Origin of the sequence: Mycobacterium sp. SMC-2, assembly GCF_025263485.1 — a bacterium.
In the GTDB taxonomy this organism is placed as follows: domain Bacteria; phylum Actinomycetota; class Actinomycetes; order Mycobacteriales; family Mycobacteriaceae; genus Mycobacterium.
The window spans coordinates 3,699,659-3,722,718 of record NZ_CP079863.1; the positions used below are offsets into that span (position 1 = coordinate 3,699,659).

Sequence of the window (23,060 nt, forward strand, 5' to 3'; positions counted from 1 at the left end):
GTCCTACAGGCCCACACGGTCGGCGAGCAGCGCCCGGTGGCGGGTGCTACTGCCGAAGAGTGCTTCGGTGGTTTTGGCCCGGCGGAAGTACAGGTGCAAGTCGTGTTCCCAGGTAAAGGCGATGCCGCCCTGAACCTGAATACCCGAGCCGGCGCACAGGACGTAGGTGTCGGCGGCCTGCGCCTTGGCCAACGGTGCGGCGATTTTTAGCTCACGCTCGTCTACGGCGCTCATCGCGGCAAACATCACCGCTGCGCGCGTCGCGTCGATCTCGATCAGCATCTCGGCGCAGGCGTGCTTGACTGCCTGAAACGATCCGATGGGGCGGCCGAATTGCTGACGGCGGCAGGCATATTCGACCGAAAGCTCAAGACACGCCTCGGCGCCGCCCAGCATCTCGGCGGCCAGTAGCACTCGGGCGACGTCGAGCACCCGCTCGACCTCGTCGGGTGAACCCGCGATCAACGCTTCAGCCGGAGCCTCTGCCAGCTGCAACTTGGCGACCGGACGGGTGATGTCGAACGACGGCAGGCGTGTGACCGTGACCCCGGGTGCGTCGGCCGCCACGACGTGGAAGACCACTGCGCTTTCGGGGCCGTCGGCCACCGCCGGGACCACGAACAGGTCCGCGACGTGGCCATGCAGCACCGGAGCGCACTCGCCGTCCAGGACGGTTCCATCGCCAAGGTTGCTGGCCCGCACGGTCGCCGTCGACGGGTCGCCCACGTTGGGGCCGGCGGCGGCGAACGCGCCGATCTGTTCTCCGGTCAGCAGGCCTGCGAGCAGCCTCTTTCGCTGCTCAGCGTCGCCCATGCGCAGGACAGCCTCGATCGCGAAGGTGGTGGTGGCCAACGGTACGGGGGTCAGTGCCCTGCCGAGTTCGGAGAACACAATCGCGGTCTCGACGAGAGTGCCACCCGCGCCGCCGACTTCCGGTGGGACATGCAGTCCCAGGGGCTCCAGCTCGCCACACAGTCGCTGCCAGACCAGCCGGTCGTGGCCGTCGGCAGCGGCCGCCTCGCGCACCCGCGTCCGCGGGGACACCTCCCGCAGAAAGCTGGCCAGCGATGCGCGGAAGTCGTCCTGTTCGGTGCTGTAGCGGAAATCCATGTCAGCGCAGCCCGATTCGCTCCGGAACCATCCGTGGTTCCTTGGGCAGGCCCAGTAATCGCTCACCGATCACATTGCGCTGGATCTGTGAACTGCCGGCGTAAATGGTGGCGGCACGCGCATAGAGCAGCTCGTCCAGCCAGCAGGAGGCGGAGTTGGGGGTACCGGCCTCCGGGACGATCAGCGCTTCGCCGTTGCCCGGCCCCTCCCCGCTGAGCGCGTCGATGCCGAGGATCTCGACGGCGAGCTCGGTGTAGCGCTGAAAGTACTCACTCCAAAAGACCTTGCTGATCGCGGCGTCGGCGCCGGGCCGCTCACCGCGGACCAACAGGGTCAGGCCGCGGTAGCCCTGGTACCGCATGATCTGGACACGCGAGTAGCACCACGCCAAGGCGTCGCGGATGCGCGGGTCGGTATGCATCCCGCGCCCGCGGGCCAGTTCGCACAGCCTGTCGAGTTCTCGCCCGAAGTTGATGGAGGCCGTGGTGACCTGTGAGGCGCGCTCGAATCCGAGAAGCGTCATCGCCACCGTCCAGCCATCGCCGACCCGGCCGATCACATTGGCAGCCGGTGTGCGGGCATCGGAGAAAAACACCTCGCTGAAGGACGCGTGCCCGGCGGCGTTGACGATGGGGCGAACCACCACGCCGGGCTGGTCCATCGGTACCAGCAGCATCGACAGGCCCGCGTGTGCGGGTCCGTCTGGATCGGTGCGCGTCAACACGAAGATCCAGTTCGCGGTGGGCCCCGCCGAGGTCCAGATCTTCTGTCCGTTGAGCACCCACTCGTCGCCATCGTGCAGGGCCCTGGTCCGAACGGATGCCAGGTCCGAGCCCGCCTCGGGCTCCGAGAACCCTTGGCACCAGCGATCTTCGCCGGTGAGAATGCGCGGCAGGAAATGCTTCTTCTGTTCCTCGGAGCCCAGCGCGATCAGCGTGTTGCCGAGCAGCTGGATGCCAAGCAGGTCGTTCTCCAACCGCTCCGGTGCGCCCGCCCGCGCGAACTCCTCGTCGAGCACCGCCTGCTCGATCGCGGAGAGACCGGCCCCGCCGTACTCTTTCGGCCAGGACACCGCGACAAGGCCGCGGTCCGCAAGGACCTGGCGCCACCGATGCGCGATCGTCCGTCGTTGCTCCGGCGGCAGCGCCCCACCGCCGGCCCAATCGGGCGGGAGCTGCTCGTCGAGGAAGGCGCGGATCTGGTCGCGGAACGCCTCCGCTTCGGGCGGGTAGTCGACATCCACGTGCACTGCCTCCGCAGCTCAGGGGCGCTGTTTGGCCGCGGGCAAGATCTCGGGCGCCAGGCGCCAGTCCTCCAGCCCGTTCTCGACCGTGCCGTAGGACAGCTTTCCCCCGGTCACCTCCGACCAGTGCGCGTGATTGAGCTGGTGGATGGAAAAGCAGGAGTCGAGCGCCGTGCAGAATCCCATGGCGTCGACGGACTGGTTCACCGACTCCTTGATAAAGAGCGCCGTGACGGTTGGCAATTTGGCGATGCGGCGGGCGAAATCGATTGTGCAATAAGATAACTCGTCATTCGCAAACACCTTGCTGACCATCCCGATGGCGTGCGCGTCGTGGGCGTCAAGTGAGTCACCGGTGAGCAGGAGCTCTTTTGCCTTGCGCGGCCCGAACTCCCATGGATGGCCGAAGTACTCCACACCGCACATCCCAAGGCGGGTCCCGACGACATCGGCGAACACGGTGTCCTCGGCCGCGACGATGAGGTCGCAACACCACGCCAGCATCAGGCCGGCCGACAGGACCATGCCGTGGACCTCGGCAACGGTGATCTTGCGGAGATTGCGCCACCGTTTGGTGTTCTCGAAGAAGTAATGCCACTCCTGACGGTGCCGTGACTCCACGCCGCCGCGCGTTCCGCCATTGCATCGATATGTCGGGTGCTGGTCCGGGCCGGGTGAGCGCTCCCGGACGTCGTCGGCGGACCCGAGGTCGTGGCCCGCGGAGAACGACGAACCCTCGCCCCGCAGGATCACCACGCGGATCGCGTCATCTGCTTCGGCCAGTTCGAAAGCTGCGTCCAGCTCGACCAGCATCCCGCGGTTCTGCGCGTTTCGTTGCTTCGGGCGGTCGAGCGTGATGACGGCGATCCGGCCTTGGTCGACGACCTCGTATCGGATGTAGTCGAAATCCTGCACGGAGTGCTCCTCTCGAGGAGTTGGACGAGGCCGCGCGGAGGTATCGACGGCAGTGTCCTCGCACGGTTCGGCCGGTTGTGCCCGGCCCTGACCGCACATGGCCGGGTTTACGTCGGTGAGGCTACGCGGCTAAGAGCAAAATGTCCATAAGCGATACGCTACTGAAAAATTATCTGAGTTGATAAATACGACGATAACTGCATCTTGCGCCCGGCGATGTATCTTGCTATTACTGTGTTGTACGTCGTAGGTACGGAATGCCGAGATGCCGAGCAGTCGTCTCGATTGGGTTCGGCCACTACCGAGGAAGGTTGAAGATGGAGATCGGGATTTTTCTCATGCCGGCGCACCCGCCCGAGCGGAACCTCTACGACGCGACGCAGTGGGACCTCGACATCATTGAGCTTGCCGACCAGCTGGGCTATGTGGAGGCCTGGGTCGGGGAGCACTTCACGGTGCCGTGGGAGCCGATTTGTGCGCCCGACCTGCTGTTAGCGCAAGCGCTGCTGCGCACGAAGGCGATCAAACTGGCTCCCGGCGCGCATCTGCTGCCGTACCACCACCCGGTAGAACTCGCTCATCGGGTGGCGTACTTCGACCACCTGGCCCGAGGCCGCTACATGCTGGGCGTCGGTGCCAGTGGTATCCCGGGCGACTGGGCGTTGTTCGATGTCGACGGACAAAACGGCGAGCATCGCGAGATGACGCGCGAAGCCCTCGAGATCATGTTGCGTGTCTGGACCGAGGACGGCCCGTGGGAACATCGGGGAAAGTACTGGAACGCCAACGGTATAGCGCCGATGTTCGAGGGCTTGATGACCCGTCATATCAAGCCTTTCCAGAAACCCCACCCGCCCATCGGCGTCACGGGCTTCAGCGCCGGGTCGGAGACACTCAAGCTCGCCGGCGAGCGAGGCTACCTGCCCATGAGTCTGGATCTCAACACCGAGTACGTGGCAACACACTGGGACGCGGTACTGGAAGGCGCGGCACGCAGCGGGCGCACACCGGATCGCCGTGATTGGCGACTGGTTCGTGAGGTCCTCGTCGCCGAAACCGACGAGAAGGCATTCCGGTATGCGGTCGACGGCGTCATCGGGCGCAACATGCGCGAGTACGTCCTACCGACCTTCCGCATGTTCGGCATGACCAAGTTCTACAAACACAACCCCGCGGTGCCTGACGCGGACGTAACACCGGAATACCTCGCCGAGAACACTTTCGTGGTCGGGTCTGTCGAGACGGTGGTCGACAAGCTGGAGGCCACCTACGACCAGGTCGGGGGCTTCGGGCATCTGCTGATCCTCGGCTTCGACTACAGCGACAACCCCGGACCCTGGAAGGATTCCATGCGGCTGCTCGCCGAGGAGGTCATGCCCAGGCTTAACGCCCGCATCGCCAAGAAGCCTGCCGCCGCAATCGTTTAGCGCTCCGCGCTGGTGGGAAGGAGCAACGCAATGGCGGTTCGTCAGGTCACTGTCGGCTATTCGGACGGCACGCACAAGACGATGCCGGTGCGTCCGGACCAGTCGATTTTGGAGGCCGCCGAAGAACACGGCGTGGCGATCGTCAACGAATGCCAAAGCGGGATATGCGGCACTTGTGTGGCGACCTGCACCGCGGGCCGCTATGAGATGGGACGCACCGAGGGCCTGTCCGATGTCGAGCGAGCGGCACGAAAGATCCTCACCTGCCAGACGTTCGCCGAATCCGATTGCCGGATCGAACTGGAATATCCGGTCGACGACAATGCAGCCCTGCTGATCACGGTTGACGGTGTGGTGACTTCAGTCGACTTGGTGTCGCCCACCACCGCGATCCTTCGAGTGGATGTCTCGTCCATGGCCGGAGCTCTGAACTACCGAGCCGGCCAGTTCGCCCAGTTGCGGGTGCCGGGTACCGACGTATGGCGGAACTACTCCTTTGCGCATCCGGCCGACGGGCGTGCCGAACTGGAATTCATTATCCGGCTGCTGCCGGACGGCGTGATGACCAATTACCTGCGCGACCATGCGAAGCCGGGTGACCATATCGCGTTGCGGTGCAGTAAGGGTAGCTTCTATCTGCGCCCCATGGTGCGGCCGGTGATCCTGGTCGCCGGCGGCACGGGTCTGTCGGCGATCCTGGCGATGGCTCAAAGCCTGGATAGCGGTGTCGGTCAACCGATCTACCTCCTTTATGGGGTCACCTCTGCCCAAGACCTGTGCAAGCTCGACGAACTCAAAGCACTGAGACGCCGTGTTCCCGGCTTAGAGCTGCATGTCATCGTCGCGCGCCCGGACACCGAGTGGGATGGGCGCACTGGACTCGTCACCGATCTGCTGGAGGAACGAATGCTGGCCGGCGGGGACGCCGACGTCTACCTTTGCGGGCCGGACGCGATGGTCGAAGCCACCCGAAACTGGCTGGACACCAAGGGTTTCCATCGCGTGGGGTTGTATTACGAGAAGTTCGTGGCCAGCGGAGCAGCACGCCGCCGCAACTCGGTTCGCCTCGACTACGCCGATGTCAACGTCGCCGAGGTGCGCCGGGCAGGTCGGGGTACCGCGGTGGTCATCGGGGGAAGCATCGCGGGCATTGCCGCGGCCAAGGTGTGCAGTGAAACGTTCGAGCGCGTAATCGTCCTCGAGAAGGACGATCCGCACCGCCGCCGTGAGGGCAGGCCCGGGGCCGCGCAGGGCTGGCATCTCCATCACCTGCTTACCGCGGGACAGATCGAGTTGGAGCGCTTTTTCCCGGGCATTGTCGACGACATGGTGCGGGAGGGGGCATTCAAGGTCGACATGGCCGCCCAGTACCGGATTCGGCTGGGAGGCACCTGGAAGAAACCGGGGACGAGCGACATCGAGATCGTCTGCGCCGGACGTCCGCTGCTCGAATGGTGCGTCAGGCGCCGACTGGACGACGAACCGCGGATCGACTTCCGCTACGAGTCAGAGGTCACCGACCTCGTGTTCGACCGCAACAGCCACACCGTCATCGGCGTTGCGGTCCAGCGTGCCGACAGCGACCCCGAGGTGGTACCGGCGGAATTCGTCGTGGACGCTTCAGGCAAGAATACCCGCGTGCCGGAGTTCCTGGAACGCATCGGCGTTGGAGCTCCCGAGGTCGAGCAGGACATCATCAATTGCTTCTATTCGACCATGCAGCACCACGTTCCGCCGGAGCGGCGGTGGCAGGACAAGGTGATGGTGATCTGCTATGCGTACCGTCCGTTCGAGGACACCTACGCCGCGCAGTACTACACCGACAGCTCGCGCACCATCCTGTCCACCTCACTGGTCGCCTACAACTGCTATTCGCCGCCACGAACGGCGGCAGAGTTCCGTGAATTCGCAGATCTGATGCCGTCGCCGGTCATTGGGGAGAACATCGACGGGCTGGAACCGGCCTCGCCGATTTACAACTTCCGCTATCCGAACATGTTGCGGCTGCACTATGAAAAGAAGCGGAACCTGCCGCGCGCGCTGTTGGCCGTGGGTGACGCATACACCAGCGCCGATCCGGTTTCCGGCCTGGGGATGAGCTTGGCGCTCAAGGAAGTTCGGGAGATGCAGGTGTTACTGGCCAAGTATGGACCGGGGCACCGGGATCTGCCGCGCCGGTACTACCGGTCCATCGCCAAGATGGCCGACACGGCCTGGTTCGTGATTCGTGAACAGAACCTGCGCTTCGATTGGATGAAGGACGTGGACAAGAAGCGCCCGTTTTATTTCGGGGCGCTGACCTGGTACATGGACCGCCTGCTGGAATTGGTCCACGACGATCTCGACGCCTATCGCGAGTTCTTGGCCGTTGTCCATCTCGTCAAGCCGCCGTTGGCCCTGATGAAGCCGGGGATTGCGGGCCGCGTCCTCGCCAAGTGGGCGCGGACCAGGCTGGCGGGCCAAAAGACGTTGATCGCCCGCAACTATGAAAATTGTGCGGTACCAACCGAGTCGGCGGACCGACTTGTGGGCGCAGGAGCTTCAGGCGCTGGTGACCGGCACTAGGAAAGAGGCAAACATGTCCCAGGTCCATCGAATCTTGAATTGCGCGGGCACCCGCATCCATGCCGTGGAGGCCGGTAACGGACCGCTGGTGGTGCTGATCCATGGGTTTCCGGAGTCGTGGTACTCGTGGCGTCATCAGATTCCCGCACTCGCCACCGCCGGTTATCACGTGGTCGCCATCGATCAGCGTGGGTACGGACGTTCCTCGAAGTACTACGTGAATTCGGCTTACCGCATCACGGAATTGGTCGGCGACATCCTCGGCGTCGTCGACGCCTACGGCGCGGACAAGGCCGTCGTGGTCGGCCATGACTGGGGTGCTCCGGTGGCCTGGACTTTCGCCTGGCTGTACCCGCACAGGTGCGCCGGTGTCGTCGGCGTCAGCGTTCCGTTCGCCGGCCGCGGCGTGATCGGCCTGCCGGGCAGTCCCTTTGGCGAACGCCGCCCCAACGAGTACCACCTGGAGCTTGCCGGTGAAGGGCGGGTCTGGTACCAGGACTATTTCTCCGCGCAGGACGGGATCATCGCCGAGATCGAGGAAGACCTGCGCGGCTGGCTGCTGGGGCTGACCTACACGGTCTCCGGGGACGGGATGATCGCGGCCACCAAGGCGGCGGTCGAGGCGGGCGTCGACCTGGAATCCATGGACCCGATCGATGTGATCCGCGCCGGACCGCTCTGCATGGCCGCCGGCGCAAAGCTCAAGGACGCGTTCAGCTATCCGCAGACGATGCCGGCTTGGTTCACCGATGCCGATCTCGACTTCTACACCGGGGAATTCGAACGCTCCGGCTTCGGCGGGCCGCTGAGTTTCTATCACAACATCGACAACGACTGGCACGACCTGGCGGATCAGGAAGGCAGACCGCTCACGCCCCCCGCGCTGTTCATCGGCGGACAGTACGACGTCGGCACCATGTGGGGCGCCGAGGCAATCGATCGTGCACACGAGGTCATGCCGAACTACCGGGGTACCCATCTGGTGCCCGACGTCGGGCATTGGATACAGCAGGAAGCGCCCGAGGAGACCAACCGGTTGTTGCTCGGTTTCCTTGGCGGGCTGTGGCGATGAGTTCGGAGTTTCAGCGCTTCGACGTCCCGCCCGGTTCGCGGGAGCGCGGATGAGAACAACCGACGTGCGGGTGCGTCGCGCGATCGCCCAGGTGGCAGCGGGGCGTCCGGTCGTTGTCACCCAGGACGCCGACGACGGCGACGGCTTTCTTGCCTTCGCGGCCGACGCGGCGACCCCGCGGCTGCTGTCCTTCACCATCCGACACACCTCCGGGTACGTCCGAGTCGCACTGCCCGAGGCCGAGTGCGAACGGCTTGATCTTCCGCCGATGTGCGGTAGCACTGCCGCACACCGGGTTTCGGTCGATGTCCGCGGGACCGGCACCGGCATCTCGGCGAGAGATCGCGCTCATACCATCGCGGCACTCGCGTCGGCCGAATCGCGGGCTTCCGATTTCCTCCGTCCGGGCCACGTCGTGCCGCTGCAGACCGGAAGTAACGGGGTGCTGGGACGGACAGGAACGGCCGAGGCGGCCGTCGACCTCGCCAGTCTCGCCGGACGGCGACGAGCCGCAGCACTCTGCGAAATCGTGTCCCACCGGAATCCCACCCTGATGGCCCGCGGCGCGGAGTTGGTGGAATTCGCCGTCGCACACGGGCTGGCCGTGGTCTCGATTGCCGAACTTGTGGCGTATCGGCGGCGCACCGAACCACAGGTGGTCCGGCTCGCGGAAACGATCCTGCCCACCTGGGCGGGCAACTCCAGAGTCATCGGCTTTGGTGATGTGCGCGATGGCGGCGAACATCTGGCCGTGATCATCGGCGCGGTGGATTCCGGCGTATCTATTCCGCTACACGTCCACATCGAGTGCCTGACCGGGGATGTGTTCGGCTCGAAAGCATGTCGATGCGGCCGGGAACTCCAAGGCGCACTGGCAAAAATGTCGGCCCAAGGTGGCGGCGTCGTCGTGTACCTGCGCCCACCCGGGCCCGCCCGAGCTTGCGGCCTGTTTGCGGGGGCCGATGTCGCGGTCGGTGACCTCGTGTCGGAAAATGCGGAAACCCTCGCATGGATCCTGCGCGATCTGGGGGTATACGCCCTGCGACTTTCCGAAGACATGCCAGGATTTGGACTTGTCATGTTCGGAACCATCCGCGAGCACGGGATAGGAGCCAGCCCAGAAGCGAGCCCGTTGGCCGCGGCAGGCTGAGTAGCAAAGTGGCGCAAATAAATTCGACTGGCCGGTATCCCGATCTTGCTGGTAAAGCCGCAATCGTAACCGGGGCTGCCGCCGGGATCGGCCTGGCCGTCGCGGAACGACTCGCCGCCGAGGGCTGCCATGTACTCTGCGCGGACATCGACGGCGATGCCGCCCAGGCAGCCGCCGCGAAGATCGGTGGTGGCGCGGTCGGCCACCGGGTCGACGTGAGCGACGAGCAGCTGGTCATCGGTATGGTCCAGGCGTGCGTCGACGCATTCGGTGGGGTGGACAAGCTTGTTGCCAACGCCGGTATCGTCCATTTCGCTCCGCTCACCGACACGACGGCGACAGACTTCGACCGCGTCATCGCGGTTAACCTGCGCGGGGCGTGGTTATGCACCAAACACGTGGCGCCCAAGATGATCGAGCGGGGTGGGGGAGCCATCGTCAACATGTCATCGTTGGCCGGCCTCGTCGGGGTGGGGGGCACCGCGGCGTACGGGATGTCCAAGGCTGGGATCATCCACCTCAGCCGGGTCACCGCCGCCGAGTTGCGCTCAGCGGGCGTGCGGTCCAACGCATTGCTGCCCGCCTTCGTCGACACACCGATGCAGCAGACCGCGATGACCGCGTTCGACCAGGCGCTCGGAGAGGGGGGTGCGCAAATGCTGATCGGTCGCCTGCAGGGCCGCATGGCCGGACCCGAGGAGATGGCCAGCGTTGTGGCGTTCCTGCTGTCAGACGACGCCTCGATGGTCAACGGAACCGCGCAGGTTGCCGACGGCGGAACGGTGGCCGCTCTGTGGTGAGCTGCCGCGGGCTCGTCATGGCAACTGGTCGAGGAAGCTCAAGAGCAGCCGGTTGGTTTCGGAGGGCTTCTCCTGTTGGATCCAGTGGCCCGCACCGGGAATGAGATAGCTGCCCCGGTAATCGGACATCCTCTCGTCGGCGCGCGCAATCGCCTCGGCACCCCAGATCGTCGCCACGTCGTACTCGCCGCCGATGAACATCGCCGGCGGCGTCAACTTTCGACGCTCGACGTCCGCGAGCACTTCCCAGCCAGCGTCGACGTTGTGGTAGAACGCCAAACCGCCTGAGAAGCCCGCCCGTTCGAACTCGTTGACGTAGAACTCCAGATCGTCCTCGGTGAACCACTCGGGCATCGCGTCCGGCCAGACGAATGCATCGTCGAGCCTGGCTCCATTCGCCATGCACAGTGGCCCGAAGCGCAGTGCCTCGATCGGATCCGCCGGCACTGATCCGGTGGCGATCGCGGCGGCGACGGCCTCGCCCGACACCGTATACGTCAGTCCGAGGAACCACTTCCGAAGGTCTTCTTCGATCTCGTTGATGATTCCGTTCTGCTCGGAGAAGTAGTCCTGGTAGAACGTCCTACCCGGGCCGGCGAGTTCGATGTGGTAGTCACGTGGACGGGTTTCCCCGAACGGGCAGCCGGGCAATCCGATCAGGCCGCGGCCCGCGAACGGAACGCTCACACCGACGACACCTCGGCATCGCTGCGGGTGAAGCCAGGCGAACGTCCATGCGACCGGGGCGCCCCAGTCGTGGCCGACCACCACGGCCTGGTCCTCGCCATAGACATCGACCAACGCTTCGACGTCGGCGACGACCTCGTCGATGCGGTAGGCGCTGTTGACCCGGAACTTCGACGATCTTCCGAATCCCCGCTGGTCGATCGCCACCACGCGGTAGCCCGCATTCGCCAGCACCGGAATCTGATGGCGCCAGGAATACCAGGACTCCGGAAACCCGTGAAGCAGAATGACCAATGGGCCGGATCCCTGCTCCACCGCATGGATGCGCGTTCCGCCGCAACCGATGTTCTTGTGAATCATTCTTACGCTCACTCTCTGCCGTTGCGGCGATATTCGCTATCGCTAATTTGCAAATCCGTTGTCACAGAACTCATTTGATGACCACTTTGCCCGGCGTGCGGGCAACCTCGTCGATGGACACCGATCGGCTCGGGAGATATCCATTCCGCCCACCCCCGTCCCGGACTACGGACTCTGAGGTCGCTGGTGCCGCCGAAAGACATTCGCGGCTAAGGAGTCTTGGGGGGCTGCGACGCAGTCTGACATGACTATTGAGCCACCAGCCCACCGTCGACGAGCAGCGGATGACCGGTCACGTAGCTCGAGTCATCCGATCCCAGCCAGAGTGCGGAACGGGCCACCTCTTCCGATGTCGCCACCCGCCCGAGCGGGGTCTGCTGGTCCAGCGATTCACGTAGGCCCGGAGTCTCGTTGGTCACCTTGTCGAGCATCGGGGTGTCGACCATGTGCGGACAGAAAGCGTTGACTCGGATGCCGTAGGGCGCCACGTTCATGGCGGTGGACTTCACAAGGCCGACCACGGCATGCTTACTCGCGACATACGCGGGAAGCCCCGCGGGCCCGATGACACCGGCCGCCGATGCCGTGGCGACGATGATCCCGCGCCGTCGCCCGATCATTCCCGGCAGGACTGCCCGGATGGTTCTCCAGGTGCCGGCGACGTTGATATCGAGGATGTTGGTGAATTCGTCCTCCGGGTAGGTCCACACGTCCCCGGGGGTCCCGAGGACGCCGGCGTTGGCGAATGCTACGTCGATCGGCCCGATCTCGTCCGATCCGCGGTTAACGAGTTCGTCGACTTCAGCGGTGTTCGATACGTCGCACCCTGCGTGATAGACCGCCACACCGTCCGCCCTCAACTGCGCGGCGGTTTGAGTCAACCGATCATGCTGGACATCACCGAGGATCAGCCGGGCGCCTTCGCGGCCAGCGGCAAACGCGATGGCGCGGCCGATGCCGGAGGCGGCCCCGGTCACCAACACCGTCTTGCCAAAATATCGCTCGTTCACGATCGCCGTCCTGGTCGAGATCCTGTGGAAAAGGCATCCCTGACGTTAACCTCGAGTCGGAGCCTTGCATACGGGTTAGCAAGGCCGTACAACATGACGCGCAAGCGCATCCCACCTTTGGCCGGAGCTCAGCCAGAGAGCGCGAATATGCCACGATTCGGTCAAGACGGGGTTCGGCGGATCTACACTCTGTGTATCGCGCCTCAGCGCCAGCGCAGCTGGGGCTGGAGCAGTTCGGAGGTACGATGACCCCCAAGGGTTTCGAGGACGTGGATGCTACGGGGGTGGATCGACTAGTTCCGGCAAAGTGCCTGGTAGCCACTCACGACGGCGAGTTACCAGGGGCGAATCTACGTGTCTACCATTTTCATTCGCGCCACACCCAGGTTCCGCCGTTGCGCGATATCGCCGTCATCGCCTGGCACACCCCGGCGCAGATCGCGCTGCGATGCGGCGCTATTCGCAGCCGGACACACATGAGCCCTGGGGACTTCTCCATCCTGAGGCCCGGCTATGAGTCGACATGGCAATGGAGCAGATCGTTCCAGGCGACGGTGCTGTATCTCAACGAGCGCCGCCTGACCGACTTCGCGTCGGAGGTCTTCGACCGCCACGTCGACAGAGTTGCGATTCGCGAGGCGTTCCAGGTCAAGGACCCCGTCATCCAGCACGGAATCGCGGCTTTGGCAGCCGAGTTGCGGCGAGTCGCCTACGGAGGTGCGCTCTACAAGGAGGCGCTGCTGACGCAGTTGTGCGTGCACATGCTGCGATACCACGCTGAGACGCGCCTGCGCGCGCCTGCTAGTTGTCCGGGCGCGCTGAGCGCCGTGCAAGCGCGCCAGGTCGCCGAGTACATAGAAGGCAATCTCGCGGCAGACCTGTCCCTGCGCTCGCTTGCCCGAATCGCGGGGATGAGCCAGTACCACTTCGCCCGGCTATTCAAGAAACGCTTCGGCGGTCCGCCACACGCCTATGTTCAGCAACGGCGCCTCGAGCGGGCGCGTCAGCTCATCCTGCACAGTGACATGGCGCTGAAGGAAGTCGTTGGTGCGACCGGCTTCTGCGACCAGAGCCATATGACCAAGTCGGTCAAGCGCGCATTCGACATGACACCCGCGGAGTTACGCAAGCTGGCCTCGGCTCACTAGCAGCCATCCGCTGAGCGCAAACCCATACCAAGAACAGCGCAAGGTCATCCAAGACGGCGCGCCGCCACGGTTTGCACACTTCGATCATGACTGGGAAAGACACGCTTCGCTACGGCGGCTTTGGCGGGCGGCATGCCATCGTGATCGGCGCCAGCACGACAGGCATGGTCGCATCCGCCGTTGCTGCAAGGCATTTCGACTCGGTGACCAGCATCGACCGGGATCGCCTACCGGATGAACCGCGATGGCGAAAAGGCGTGCCTCAGTCGCATCACGGCCACATCCTGCTGCGCGGCGGGCAGAACGTTTTCAACCACTATTTCCCGGGACTGACCACCGACTTACTCGCCAAGGGCTCGGTGGAAGTCGACATGGCCAACGACATCTGTTGGTACCACTCCGGAGGATGGAAGAAGCGTTTCGACAGTGGGCTGACCATGCTGTGCCAAACTAGGGGTTTCCTCGAGTACTACATCCGCCAGCGGCTGATGCAGGTGCCTAACGTGACGATGCTGGAGAACACCAAGGTGCAGGCTTACGGGGCACGCGGCGGTCGCATCACGGGCGTAGAACTCGCCGACGGGACGTTCCTGGAGGCGGACCTGGTCATCGACGCGAGCGGGCGCAACTCCGACACCCCTCGGCACCTAAATTCGCACGGATTCGGATCTCCCGAAGTCAGCGAGCTCAAGGTCGATATCGGGTATTCCACTACGCTTTTCACACCACCCGACAGCGCCCGTGACTGGAAGGCGCTGTTGATCCACTCCAGACCTCCTGCCACCCGCACCGCGGCGCTGTTGCCTACCGAAGGTGGCCGCTGGATTGTGACCCTCCTCGGCTGGCAGGGTGACTATGTCGCTTGCCAGGGTGATGGGACCACCGTTTTGCCATGAGCATGGGACCGGTTGTTTCCGGTTGCTGGCCGTGGGGTGATGGTGACTGATGACCTGGCTGCTGGTCAATTCGGCTGGTCCGAATTGACCGGCTTTCGAGGACGGGGTTTCTGGCGTTGCCGGTAGGACTCGCCCTCGACGACGAGTTCGTAGGCCGCGGATTGGAGCCGGTCCATCGCCGACTGGGCCAGGAGTGGGTCGGCCATCATGGTGAGGATCTCCGGTGGTTCGCGGTTGCTGGTGATGACCGTTGATGCGGTGCGGTGGCGTTCCACGATGAGCTCGTAGAAGTCATTGGTCTCGGTGGCCTCAAGCCGGTGCAACGCGAGGTCATCGATGATGAGCAGCTCGACGCGGTGTAGTTTGCGCATCTCGTCTTCATAGCTGCCGTCTAGCCGTGCTCCGCGGAGGCGTTTGAACAGTTTGTCGGCGCGTTCGGTATGCACGCTGTGGTGACGTCGCACGGCGATGTGGCCTAATGCGTTGGCCAGGAACGTTTTTCCGACTCCGACCGGTCCCATGATGAGCACGTTGTAGGCGTCGGCCAGAAACCGCAGCGAGGTCAACTCTGCCCATAGTTGGCGGTCGTAGCTGACCGCGGCGGTGTCATCCCAGGCCTGCAGCTGCATCTGCGGATCCAATTGTGCTGTCTTGGCGCGGCGGGCGGCGGACTCGCGGTCGCGGCGGGTGACCTCATCGGCTAGCAGCATTTCCAGGAAGTCGTGGTGTGGCAGCCGATTCGATCGTGCCAGCGCGAGCCGTTCGGGCAGGGTGTCGAGCAGGCGGCCGAGCTTGAGGCGGCGCATCAGCGCTTTGAGGTCTGCAGACACCTCGATCGGCTTGACCGCGGGGGTGGCATCGGGGCGGCGGGTTGTGCTCATGAGGGCCTGCGCACCGCGAAGTCGGTGGCCGCGCGGACGAACCGCGACGCCTGCGGCGGGTTCGGGATCAGCGGCAGCTGTGCGCCGGCACCGCGGGTAAGCATGCGCTCGATCAGCCCGACGTCGATGACCTCGGCGTCCAGCGCGCGCTGGCAGGCGTCATCGACCGCGTCGGCGCCGTGGCGGCGCACCAGTCCCAGGAGTCGGTAGACCTGGCGCATCTTGGTCCACGGCAGCGGATGCTCCAGCACCGCCGCCGCGTAGGCGCCGACATGCTGCCCGTGTGCGGATGCCTTGCGCTGCAAGGTGTTGATATCTCGCATCGCATAGACCGACACCTCGGCCGGTAGATCAGCGGGGTCGGTATGGCGGCGTCCTGGCGCCATGACCGGATGGACCTTGATCAGCTCACCGCGCCAATACAGCTTCACCGTGCGCGCATCCACCCGGGCATCCAGCCGGCGCCCAATCAGCTCACCGGGAACGCTGTAGAGCGCCTTGGCGACCTGCACGTGCCGATCGGGAGCCACCTTGGGCCGGCTCCAGGTCGGGATGTCGAACACCTCGTCGGGTGCCGGTTTGAGGTGGGGTAGCTCGTCGGTGGCGAATACCTCGGCCGGGCGCAGCCGAGTGGTGCCGTGTATCCGCATCCCCGCCACCTGCCCACACCACTGCTCGGCTCGTGCCCGGCAGTCACTCAGATTCCGAAAGTCTTCTCCAGCAAAGAAATTCGACCGAACATATTGGACACAGCGCTCAACCCTAGGCTTGTCGCGCGGGCTGCGGATGCGGGTGGGGTCCACGACGAAGCCCCGCGCCTGAGCGTATTCGCGGAAGGCGTCATTAAGTTTCGGATCGGTCGCATCAGCCTTGTCGACGATGGCCTTCATGTTGTCGGGGATCGCCACCGCGAACACCCCGCCGAAGAATGCCCACGCGGCCTCAAACCCGGCGATCACCTCGTGAAGCGTCTGCCGGTAGGTCGGCCAGACGAACATGTGCCGCGAATACACCGCAGTGAAGATCAACCCCTGCACTACCCGCCGGCGGCCATCCGCGGCATCAGTGAGCATTCCGAGCCGACCGAAATCGACCTGCAGTTCAGCACCGGGCTCGCAATCGGCCACCGGCACCGTGGCCTGCCGAATCCCGAACCCCAATTCCGTTGTGGCATAGCGATGCAACGTTCGATACGACACCACCACGCCCCGACGCCCAAGCAGCGTGTGCACCTTCGTCAGAGTCAAGTCTTGCTTCAGCCACGCCTTGATCTGCTCGTGCTGGGCGGCGATGGTCTCCCAGGCCTGGCTCTTGCCGTTGGGCCGACTCGGCCGCACGCCGGCGATCACCGCCGCCAACAGCTCGTCGGTCAACTGACACCCGTCGCCGTCACGGTCCAGCCCGCACGCGCGGGCGCGGTCCACATACCGGCGCACCGTTTTGCGGTCCGTGCCCGATAACCGGGCCACCTCGCGCAACCCATGACCCTGCAGCCACAACCGCAGCATCTCCCTGACTTCGATCACCGACACCTCCCGGTAGCTCATTCGGCCAATACAGCGGCCGAGCAACCGGAAGCCCCCAACGCCACGCCGGGGTGGTCCCATAACTGGCAAAACAGCTAGCCAGATGGTCCCATCACTGGCAATCGGGTGGTCCCATGCTCATGGCAAAACCGGCGCCGAGCTGGTCCCTTATTCCTGGCAGCCGACAGTGACTACGCCGGGGCAGATATCGAGAGCTTCCTCGATTGGACGAAGGGGCTGCCGGTCCCCGATCTGTACGAAGCCCTGCGCGGGGCAACCTGCGTGGAAGAGGTCCATCGCTGGCGATTCCCGGCGAATCTGCGCCGCCACTACGACAAGTTGGCCTCGGCGCCCGAGGGCTTGGTCGTCGTCGGCGACGCGAACACCTCGCTGAATCCGCTCTATGCGCAAGGCATGTCGCACGGTGCCGTCGGGACGAGCATTCTGGACCAATGTCTCAGTGACCAACGATCAGCCGCCGGGGCCGGCCGAATCGATGGACTGGCCAAGCGATTCCATCTTGCGTACAGCCGATTCCTCGACGAGTGCTGGTTCACATCGACCGTAGAGGACTACGGCGCGGTTTCCTCCAATGGAGGTGGCCGGCTGGTATCGAAACTCGCGAGCTGGTATCTCGGGAGGGTCACCGAAATGACTTGGCGGGACGCGGGTGTCGCCCGGGAGTTCATCGACGTCATGCACCTGCAGCGCGCACCGATAACCCTGATGCGACCGTCCGTCGTCGTGAAAGCGCTGCTGCCGAGCTCCTCATCCGCCCACCAATCTCGGCCGGTTCGCGCGTGATCCGAGCCGTGGCCCGATTGTCATCGCGGGCGGTCGGGCCGGCCGAGGCGGGAAAGGCAACCTCAGTGCGTTTTGGGGGATTCGGAGCGGCTTGTCAGGATCGATAGCGCGATGGCGGTGATTTCGTCCGCGACCCCGCTATATCGCGTGAGATGCCAGGTACGAGCTACGTCTTCGATGAAGCTGATCGCTGCCGCGACAAGGAGTCGCGCCTGGGCAACGCTGGTCTCGGGGACCAGCTTCCCGATGAGGTCGATCCACAGGGCCTCACGATCGCCTTGGTTTCTCACATAGCCGTCGCGCACCTCGCTGGAGGCGTGGGACAGTTCTGTGACGCAAACGGCAACAAGGTCCGGAGCGTCCAGGCTGATTCGGACATGGCCTTCGACGAGTCCGCGCAGCCGCTGCGGAGTTTGCTGATTCGCGCGTAACGCGCGGATGCACTCCAGGCTCCGCCACTCGTCGAGACGACGGACGAGTGCATCCAGGATCGCCTGCTTGGAGGAAAACGAGCGGTACAGTCCGGGGCCCGCGATCCCGGCGCCTTTCCCGATTTCACTGGTGCTGACGGCCGGATAACCCTGCGCACGAAACAGGTGTGCGCCTGCCGCGAGCAGCGTTTCGTAGCGAGAGAACAACACATCTGGGTCGTCTCGCGCGGCGTCGAGAGGCTCTAACGCGCATACGGGAGGAGTAAGCGCGGCAGCCATGCACGCTTGGTACAGGCACTCTTGCAGTTCGTCTCCGGGCAGGCTCAGGTTGTGCCTCCCCAGGCTGGTCAGGGTGCTGGAAACCGCCCAGGCCCGCAGCTCCGAGTGCTGCGGGCTCAGATCAGGTACCTCGAGGAGGACGCTGTCGCGCATGCCGACCACGATCGCATTGATGCGGCGCCGGACCTCCGCCCGGTCATCCTCGTTGAGGTAACGGGCCTCACGCTGCCATAGCACCGTCAACGCCCGGGATGCGACTGCCGCGGAAATCAGGTCCGGCAGATCGACATTCAGCGGCCGGGGGGTCGGTTCCGCCGCGTTGTCGGTGAGACGGCGCGCGCTCTGGTACTGATCCTGGCCGGTTCGGATCGCCTCGGCGAGCAATGCCTGTTTGTTGTCGTAGTGGCGATACAACGCGCGGGCGGTGACTCCTGCCGCTTCGGCAATGTCCTCCAACTTGACCGAATGGAAGCCACGGTCGATGAAGAGCCCAGCGGCCTGCTCCAAGATCTGCTGCTTGCGGTCCTTTGGACGGCGCCTGACGGGTTGGGCCGGGGTCTTAATCGTCCCCATCGACTCGAACTCCCTTCGCACGCGCCGGAATTACCGATCCTGCCAGAAACATCACCTACAGTTTCATCCCGCTCTGCCTCTCGAAGTCCGCGAGGTCAAAGTAGTCGCTGAAGCGCGTGATCTCGCCGTTTTTGACCTCGAACACGCCGGTCACCGGCAACACGACTGTCCGGCCGTCGTTCATTGTGAAGTAGTCGACACGTTCGACGAGCACCAGCCCTGGCTCGGCGGCCAGTGACACGATCTCGAGCTTGGCATCCGAGAACGCCTCCAGGAACCCTTGGAACACCGCGCGTATTCCGGCGATGCCCTCGACCGGCTCGACCGGCACGTTGTGATAGACCGCGTCGTCGGCGAAGCCACGGCAGATGCTGTCGAGGCTGCGCCCCTGCCACGACCCGAGAAAGTCTCGAACGAGAGCTTCACTGGCTTCCTTGGTATCGGCCATCCGGATGACTCCTCCTCAGATGTCACGCAGCGATATCGGATTATCAAGATACATTATCGCCGATAAATGCGCTATAACATCGCTGTTTACTGCGGATTTCACAAGATCTAGGCATATCGCTGATAGACATAAAGCTCCACCCCGCGCACGTCTGTCCCCGCTCGGTAACGCGCGCTTCCCCTTCGGGCCACCAAGACCATCTACACCGACGCCCCGCCGGTGACCCACAAACCGCACTCCGCCATCTCGAACCCGAAGGTGCGTATCACCTGCTACGGCACCGAAATGCCCCTGCGGCGCAGTCGATTACCGCGACATTTGGCGAGGCGGTGTTGTCGCTCCAGAAGCGGGGCGGGGCGGGGCGACCAGATCGTCGAGACGCAAGCCATGCGACTTGGAGCGCAGCGTCCGCCACGCGGTCAGACCGCGCCCGCCCGGTGGCTTTAGTTGGTTACGAGTGCGTCGTCCGGCCGACGTGGCCCAGGGACCCAGCGCGCAGCTCGACGGTACTGGCAAGGTACATCATTAGACACTTGTAGGGTTTTGCTTGGTTATTTACGCGTCAGTCAGCGAGCGCTAAGCGTATTGGCTATGGACATGATGGCGGCGCGCCGCGTACTCTCACGAATGTCACTCGTCCACTTCACCTGCCCGGGGGGCAACGTGAGCAACTCCACCCGACGACACAGCATCGAATCCAGGCGGTGCACGGCGCGATGGTGACGGTGTTCGATCAACCGACCTATCCGGCGTTGAGGCCCGTCCGCGCGATGGGCGACTTCTTCGTGATGACGCTGGACACTTTCGTGTCCATGTTCAGGCCACCGTTCGCGTGGCGTGAATACCTGTTCCAGTGCTGGTTCGTGGCCAGGGTGTCGACGCTGCCGGGCGTGTTGATGACGATCCCGTGGGCGGTGATTTCGGGCTTCCTCTTCAACGTCTTGTTGACCGATATCGGTGCCGCGGATTTTTCCGGCACCGGCTGTGCGATCTTCACCGTGGACCAAAGCGCCCCGATCGTCACGGTGTTGGTGGTCGCGGGCGCCGGCGCCACCGCCATGTGTGCCGATCTGGGCGCACGCACCATCCGCGAAGAACTCGATGCGCTGCGGGTGATGGGCATCAACCCCATTCAAGCCCTGGCCGTACCCCGCGTGCTGGCGGCCACGACGGTGTCGCTGGCCCTGAGTTCGGTGGTGACTGCGACGGGTCTCATCGGCGCGTTCTTTTGCTCCGTATTTCTCATGCACGTCTCGGCGGGTGCGTGGGTGACGGGTCTGACCACCCTTACCCACACCGTCGATGTCATCATCTCGATGATCAAGGCGACGCTATTCGGGCTGATGGCGGGCCTGATCGCGTGCTACAAGGGCATGTCGGTCGACGGCGGCCCGGCCGGCGTCGGCAGAGCGGTGAACGAGACCGTGGTGTTCGCCTTCATAGTCTTGTTCGTCATCAACATCATCGTCACCGCCGTCGGCATGCCGTTCATGGTGTCGTGAGGTGAACCGATGACGGTCAGTGTTCCCAGCAGCCCCATACGGTTGCAGCGTATGGCGAAAACCGCTGTGGGCGAATGGGTCCGGATGGGATCACAGGTACGCTTCTATGCCAGCGCCATCGCCGGAATTCCGGATGCCGTCATGCGCTACCGCGGCGAGCTGCTGCGGGTGATTGCGCAAATGGGTTTGGGCGTAGGGACTCTCGCGGTGATCGGCGGAACGGTGGTCATCGTCGGGTTCCTGGCCATGACCACCGGTGCGATCGTGGCGGTGCAAGGCTACAACCAGTTCGCTTCCGTGGGCGTGGAGGCGCTAACCGGCTTCGCGTCCGCCTTTTTCAACACCCGCGAGATTCAACCCGGAACCGTCATGGTCGCGCTGGCCGCCACCGTCGGTGCCGGCGCCACGGCGCAGCTGGGGGCGATGCGGATCAACGAGGAAATCGATGCGCTCGAGGTGATTGGGATCCGCAGCGTCAGCTATCTGGCGAGCACCCGGGTAGTGGCCGGGGTGGTCGTGGCGGTCCCGCTCTTTTGCGTGGGCCTGATGACCGCATACCTGGCCGCACGCCTCGGCACCACGGCGGTTTATGGGCAGGGGTCCGGCGTGTACGACCACTACTTCAACACCTTCCTCCGCCCGACCGATGTGCTCTGGTCGTCGTTCGAAGTCGTTGTGGTCGCCCTCTTGATCATGCTGGTGTGCACCTATTACGGGTACACCGCGCACGGCGGGCCCGCCGGGGTGGGCGAAGCCGTCGGCCGGGCCGTGCGCGCCTCGATGGTCCTCGCGTCGATCGCGATAGTCGTCATGACGCTCGCAATCTATGGCCAATCCCCGAACTTCCACCTGGCGAGCTAGTGACATGAGTCGCGGACCGACTGCGCGCCGTCTGCACGACGGTTGGTGGACGCTGATCCTGTTCGCGGCAGTCGGCGTGGTTGCCCTCGTGACGGCGATGTCCTTCGGCGGCACACTGCGGTCCTACGTCCCGGTGACGCTGACCGCGGACCGCTCCGGGCTGGTAATGGACACCGGCGCCAAAGTCATGATGCGCGGCGTGCAGGTCGGCAGGGTCAGCCAGATCCGCGACGACAAGAATGGAACCAGCCTCAGGCTGGAGATCGAGCCCGACCAAATCCGTTATATCCCTGCCAATGTCGAGGCACAGATCAGCGCCACCACCGCGTTCGGCGCGAAGTTCGTCGACCTGGTGGTACCGCAGAAGCCGAGCCGTTCCCGGCTGTCCGCCGGGGCCGTGCTGCATTCGAAAAACGTCAGCACCGAGATCAACACCGTCTTCGAGAACGTCGTCGACTTACTCAGCATGGTCGATCCGCTCAAATTGAACGCGGTGCTGACGGCGGTGGCCGATGCCGTACGGGGGCAAGGTGAACGGATAGGCAGGGCGGGCGCCGACCTCAACCAGGTGCTGCGGGCACTCAACGCGCGCAGCGAAACGATTCGCCAAGACTGGAGATCCCTCAAGAACTTCAGCGACACCTATGGCGCCGCCGCTCAAGACATCGTGACGATCCTCAACGCCGTGAGCACGACGAGCACCACCGTCGTGAATCACTCAAAGCAGCTGGACGCCCTGCTGCTCAACGCGATTGGCTTGTCGAATTCCGGAGCCAATCTGCTCGGGTACAGCAGGAACAATCTCGTCACTTCGGTCAACACCCTCGAGCCGACCACGAACCTTCTACTCAAATACAACCCCGAGTACACCTGCTTCCTGCAGGGCACCAAGTGGTATCTCGACAACGGCGGCTATTCCGCATGGGGTGGCGCCGACGGCCGAACGCTGCAACTCGATGTCGCGCTGTTGTTGGGCAACGACCCCTATGCCTATCCCGACAACCTGCCACTTGTCGCGGCCAAGGGCGGCCCCGGCGGAAGGCCGGGTTGTGGGTCCCTACCGGATGCCACGAAGAACTTCCCGGTGCGCGAGCTCGTCACCAACACGGGGTGGGGAACCGGGCTCGATATCAGGCCCAATCCCGGCATCGGGCATCCGTGCTGGGCCGATTACTTCCCGGTGACGCGCGCCGTGCCCAAGCCACCCTCGATCCGGCAATGCATTCCCGGGCCGGCAATCGGCCCGAATCCCGGGGGCCCACCGTATGGCGCGGCGCTGTATGGCCCGGGCGGAGTGCCGCTGTGGCCGGGAACACCGCCGGCCCCACCGCCGGCCGAACCCGGGCCGGCGCCACCACCGTAATTGGCAACA

20 protein-coding genes are annotated in these 23,060 nt (G+C 64.3%); 11 read left to right on the plus strand and 9 right to left on the minus strand.

Features of this window, described 5'->3' with window-relative positions; all coding sequences use genetic code 11:
* Positions 1 to 3 precede the first annotated feature (3 nt).
* Genes KXD96_RS17270 through KXD96_RS17280 form a run of 3 tightly spaced genes read right to left on the minus strand, consistent with a single transcriptional unit; the run spans position 4 to position 3,367 of the window.
* Entirely contained in the window at positions 4 to 1,110 is a 1,107-nt protein-coding gene (locus KXD96_RS17270; RefSeq protein WP_260738043.1) for an acyl-CoA dehydrogenase family protein, read from the minus strand.
* 1 nt (position 1,111) lies between these two features.
* Entirely contained in the window at positions 1,112 to 2,353 is a 1,242-nt protein-coding gene (locus tag KXD96_RS17275; protein WP_260738045.1) for an acyl-CoA dehydrogenase, read from the minus strand.
* An 18-nt stretch (positions 2,354 to 2,371) separates the two neighbouring features.
* Positions 2,372 to 3,367: an enoyl-CoA hydratase gene (locus KXD96_RS17280; protein WP_396876863.1), complete on the minus strand. Its 996-nt coding sequence runs from the start codon at positions 3,365 to 3,367 to the stop codon at positions 2,372 to 2,374.
* A 218-nt stretch (positions 3,368 to 3,585) separates the two neighbouring features.
* Here KXD96_RS17280 and KXD96_RS17285 point away from each other — a divergent pair, with 218 nt between their 5' ends.
* Genes KXD96_RS17285 through KXD96_RS17305 form a run of 5 tightly spaced genes read left to right on the plus strand, consistent with a single transcriptional unit; the run spans position 3,586 to position 10,282 of the window.
* The gene (locus KXD96_RS17285) at positions 3,586 to 4,695 is read left to right on the plus strand and encodes an LLM class flavin-dependent oxidoreductase (RefSeq protein ID WP_260738049.1); all 1,110 of its coding nucleotides are present in this window, start codon (positions 3,586 to 3,588) and stop codon (positions 4,693 to 4,695) included.
* A 30-nt stretch (positions 4,696 to 4,725) separates the two neighbouring features.
* Positions 4,726 to 7,260 carry an FAD-binding oxidoreductase gene (locus KXD96_RS17290; protein WP_260738051.1) on the plus strand — a complete coding sequence of 845 codons (2,535 nt, stop codon included), beginning with the start codon at positions 4,726 to 4,728 and terminating at the stop codon, positions 7,258 to 7,260.
* 13 nt (positions 7,261 to 7,273) lie between these two features.
* A complete protein-coding gene (locus KXD96_RS17295; protein WP_260738054.1) occupies positions 7,274 to 8,332 on the plus strand; it encodes an alpha/beta fold hydrolase in 1,059 nt (352 codons plus the stop codon).
* 49 nt (positions 8,333 to 8,381) lie between these two features.
* A complete protein-coding gene (locus tag KXD96_RS17300) occupies positions 8,382 to 9,482 on the plus strand; it encodes a 3,4-dihydroxy-2-butanone-4-phosphate synthase (protein ID WP_260738057.1) in 1,101 nt (366 codons plus the stop codon).
* A gap of 17 nt (positions 9,483 to 9,499) precedes the next feature.
* Positions 9,500 to 10,282 (plus strand): SDR family oxidoreductase, encoded by a 783-nt coding sequence (locus tag KXD96_RS17305; protein WP_260745422.1) that lies wholly within the window; start codon positions 9,500 to 9,502, stop codon positions 10,280 to 10,282.
* Positions 10,283 to 10,297: 15 nt separating this feature from the next.
* On the opposite strand, the gene KXD96_RS17310 is transcribed toward KXD96_RS17305, so the two are convergent.
* Both KXD96_RS17310 and KXD96_RS17315 read right to left on the minus strand, forming a co-directional pair.
* The gene (locus KXD96_RS17310) at positions 10,298 to 11,329 is read right to left on the minus strand and encodes an alpha/beta fold hydrolase (RefSeq protein WP_260738060.1); all 1,032 of its coding nucleotides are present in this window, start codon (positions 11,327 to 11,329) and stop codon (positions 10,298 to 10,300) included.
* A 248-nt stretch (positions 11,330 to 11,577) separates the two neighbouring features.
* Positions 11,578 to 12,339: an SDR family NAD(P)-dependent oxidoreductase gene (locus tag KXD96_RS17315; protein WP_260738063.1), complete on the minus strand. Its 762-nt coding sequence runs from the start codon at positions 12,337 to 12,339 to the stop codon at positions 11,578 to 11,580.
* A 395-nt stretch (positions 12,340 to 12,734) separates the two neighbouring features.
* Between KXD96_RS17315 and KXD96_RS17320 the strand changes: the two genes are divergently transcribed.
* Together KXD96_RS17320 and KXD96_RS17325 are read left to right on the plus strand one after the other, a co-directional pair.
* Positions 12,735 to 13,487, plus strand: a complete 753-nt coding sequence (locus tag KXD96_RS17320; RefSeq protein ID WP_260738064.1) for an AraC family transcriptional regulator — start codon at positions 12,735 to 12,737, stop codon at positions 13,485 to 13,487.
* Positions 13,488 to 13,573: 86 nt separating this feature from the next.
* Entirely contained in the window at positions 13,574 to 14,383 is an 810-nt protein-coding gene (locus KXD96_RS17325; RefSeq protein ID WP_260738066.1) for an NAD(P)/FAD-dependent oxidoreductase, read from the plus strand.
* 65 nt (positions 14,384 to 14,448) lie between these two features.
* Here KXD96_RS17325 and istB read toward each other — a convergent pair whose 3' ends face one another.
* Together istB and istA are read right to left on the minus strand one after the other, a co-directional pair.
* On the minus strand, positions 14,449 to 15,264 hold the full coding sequence (gene istB, locus KXD96_RS17330; protein ID WP_260737101.1) for an IS21-like element helper ATPase IstB: 816 nt from the start codon (positions 15,262 to 15,264) through the stop codon (positions 14,449 to 14,451).
* Complete coding sequence (gene istA / locus KXD96_RS17335; protein WP_260737107.1) at positions 15,261 to 16,811, minus strand: IS21 family transposase; 1,551 nt, start codon at positions 16,809 to 16,811, stop codon at positions 15,261 to 15,263. Before istA ends, istB begins: the two co-directional genes overlap by 4 nt.
* Positions 16,812 to 17,072: 261 nt before the next feature.
* On the opposite strand from istA, the gene KXD96_RS17340 reads away from it, so the two are divergent.
* Positions 17,073 to 17,594 carry a hypothetical protein gene (locus KXD96_RS17340; RefSeq protein ID WP_260738069.1) on the plus strand — a complete coding sequence of 174 codons (522 nt, stop codon included), beginning with the start codon at positions 17,073 to 17,075 and terminating at the stop codon, positions 17,592 to 17,594.
* 62 nt (positions 17,595 to 17,656) lie between these two features.
* Here KXD96_RS17340 and KXD96_RS17345 read toward each other — a convergent pair whose 3' ends face one another.
* Positions 17,657 to 18,868 carry a TetR/AcrR family transcriptional regulator gene (locus tag KXD96_RS17345; protein ID WP_260745423.1) on the minus strand — a complete coding sequence of 404 codons (1,212 nt, stop codon included), beginning with the start codon at positions 18,866 to 18,868 and terminating at the stop codon, positions 17,657 to 17,659.
* A 64-nt stretch (positions 18,869 to 18,932) separates the two neighbouring features.
* Positions 18,933 to 19,325, minus strand: coding sequence for a limonene-1,2-epoxide hydrolase family protein (locus KXD96_RS17350; protein ID WP_260738071.1), 393 nt, complete (start codon positions 19,323 to 19,325; stop codon positions 18,933 to 18,935).
* A 716-nt stretch (positions 19,326 to 20,041) separates the two neighbouring features.
* On the opposite strand from KXD96_RS17350, the gene KXD96_RS17355 reads away from it, so the two are divergent.
* Genes KXD96_RS17355 through KXD96_RS17365 form a run of 3 tightly spaced genes read left to right on the plus strand, consistent with a single transcriptional unit; the run spans position 20,042 to position 23,051 of the window.
* Positions 20,042 to 20,827, plus strand: coding sequence for an ABC transporter permease (locus KXD96_RS17355; protein WP_260745424.1), 786 nt, complete (start codon positions 20,042 to 20,044; stop codon positions 20,825 to 20,827).
* 51 nt (positions 20,828 to 20,878) lie between these two features.
* Positions 20,879 to 21,688 (plus strand): ABC transporter permease, encoded by an 810-nt coding sequence (locus KXD96_RS17360; RefSeq protein ID WP_260738072.1) that lies wholly within the window; start codon positions 20,879 to 20,881, stop codon positions 21,686 to 21,688.
* A gap of 4 nt (positions 21,689 to 21,692) precedes the next feature.
* A complete protein-coding gene (locus KXD96_RS17365) occupies positions 21,693 to 23,051 on the plus strand; it encodes an MCE family protein (protein WP_260738074.1) in 1,359 nt (452 codons plus the stop codon).
* Positions 23,052 to 23,060: the final 9 nt, after the last annotated feature.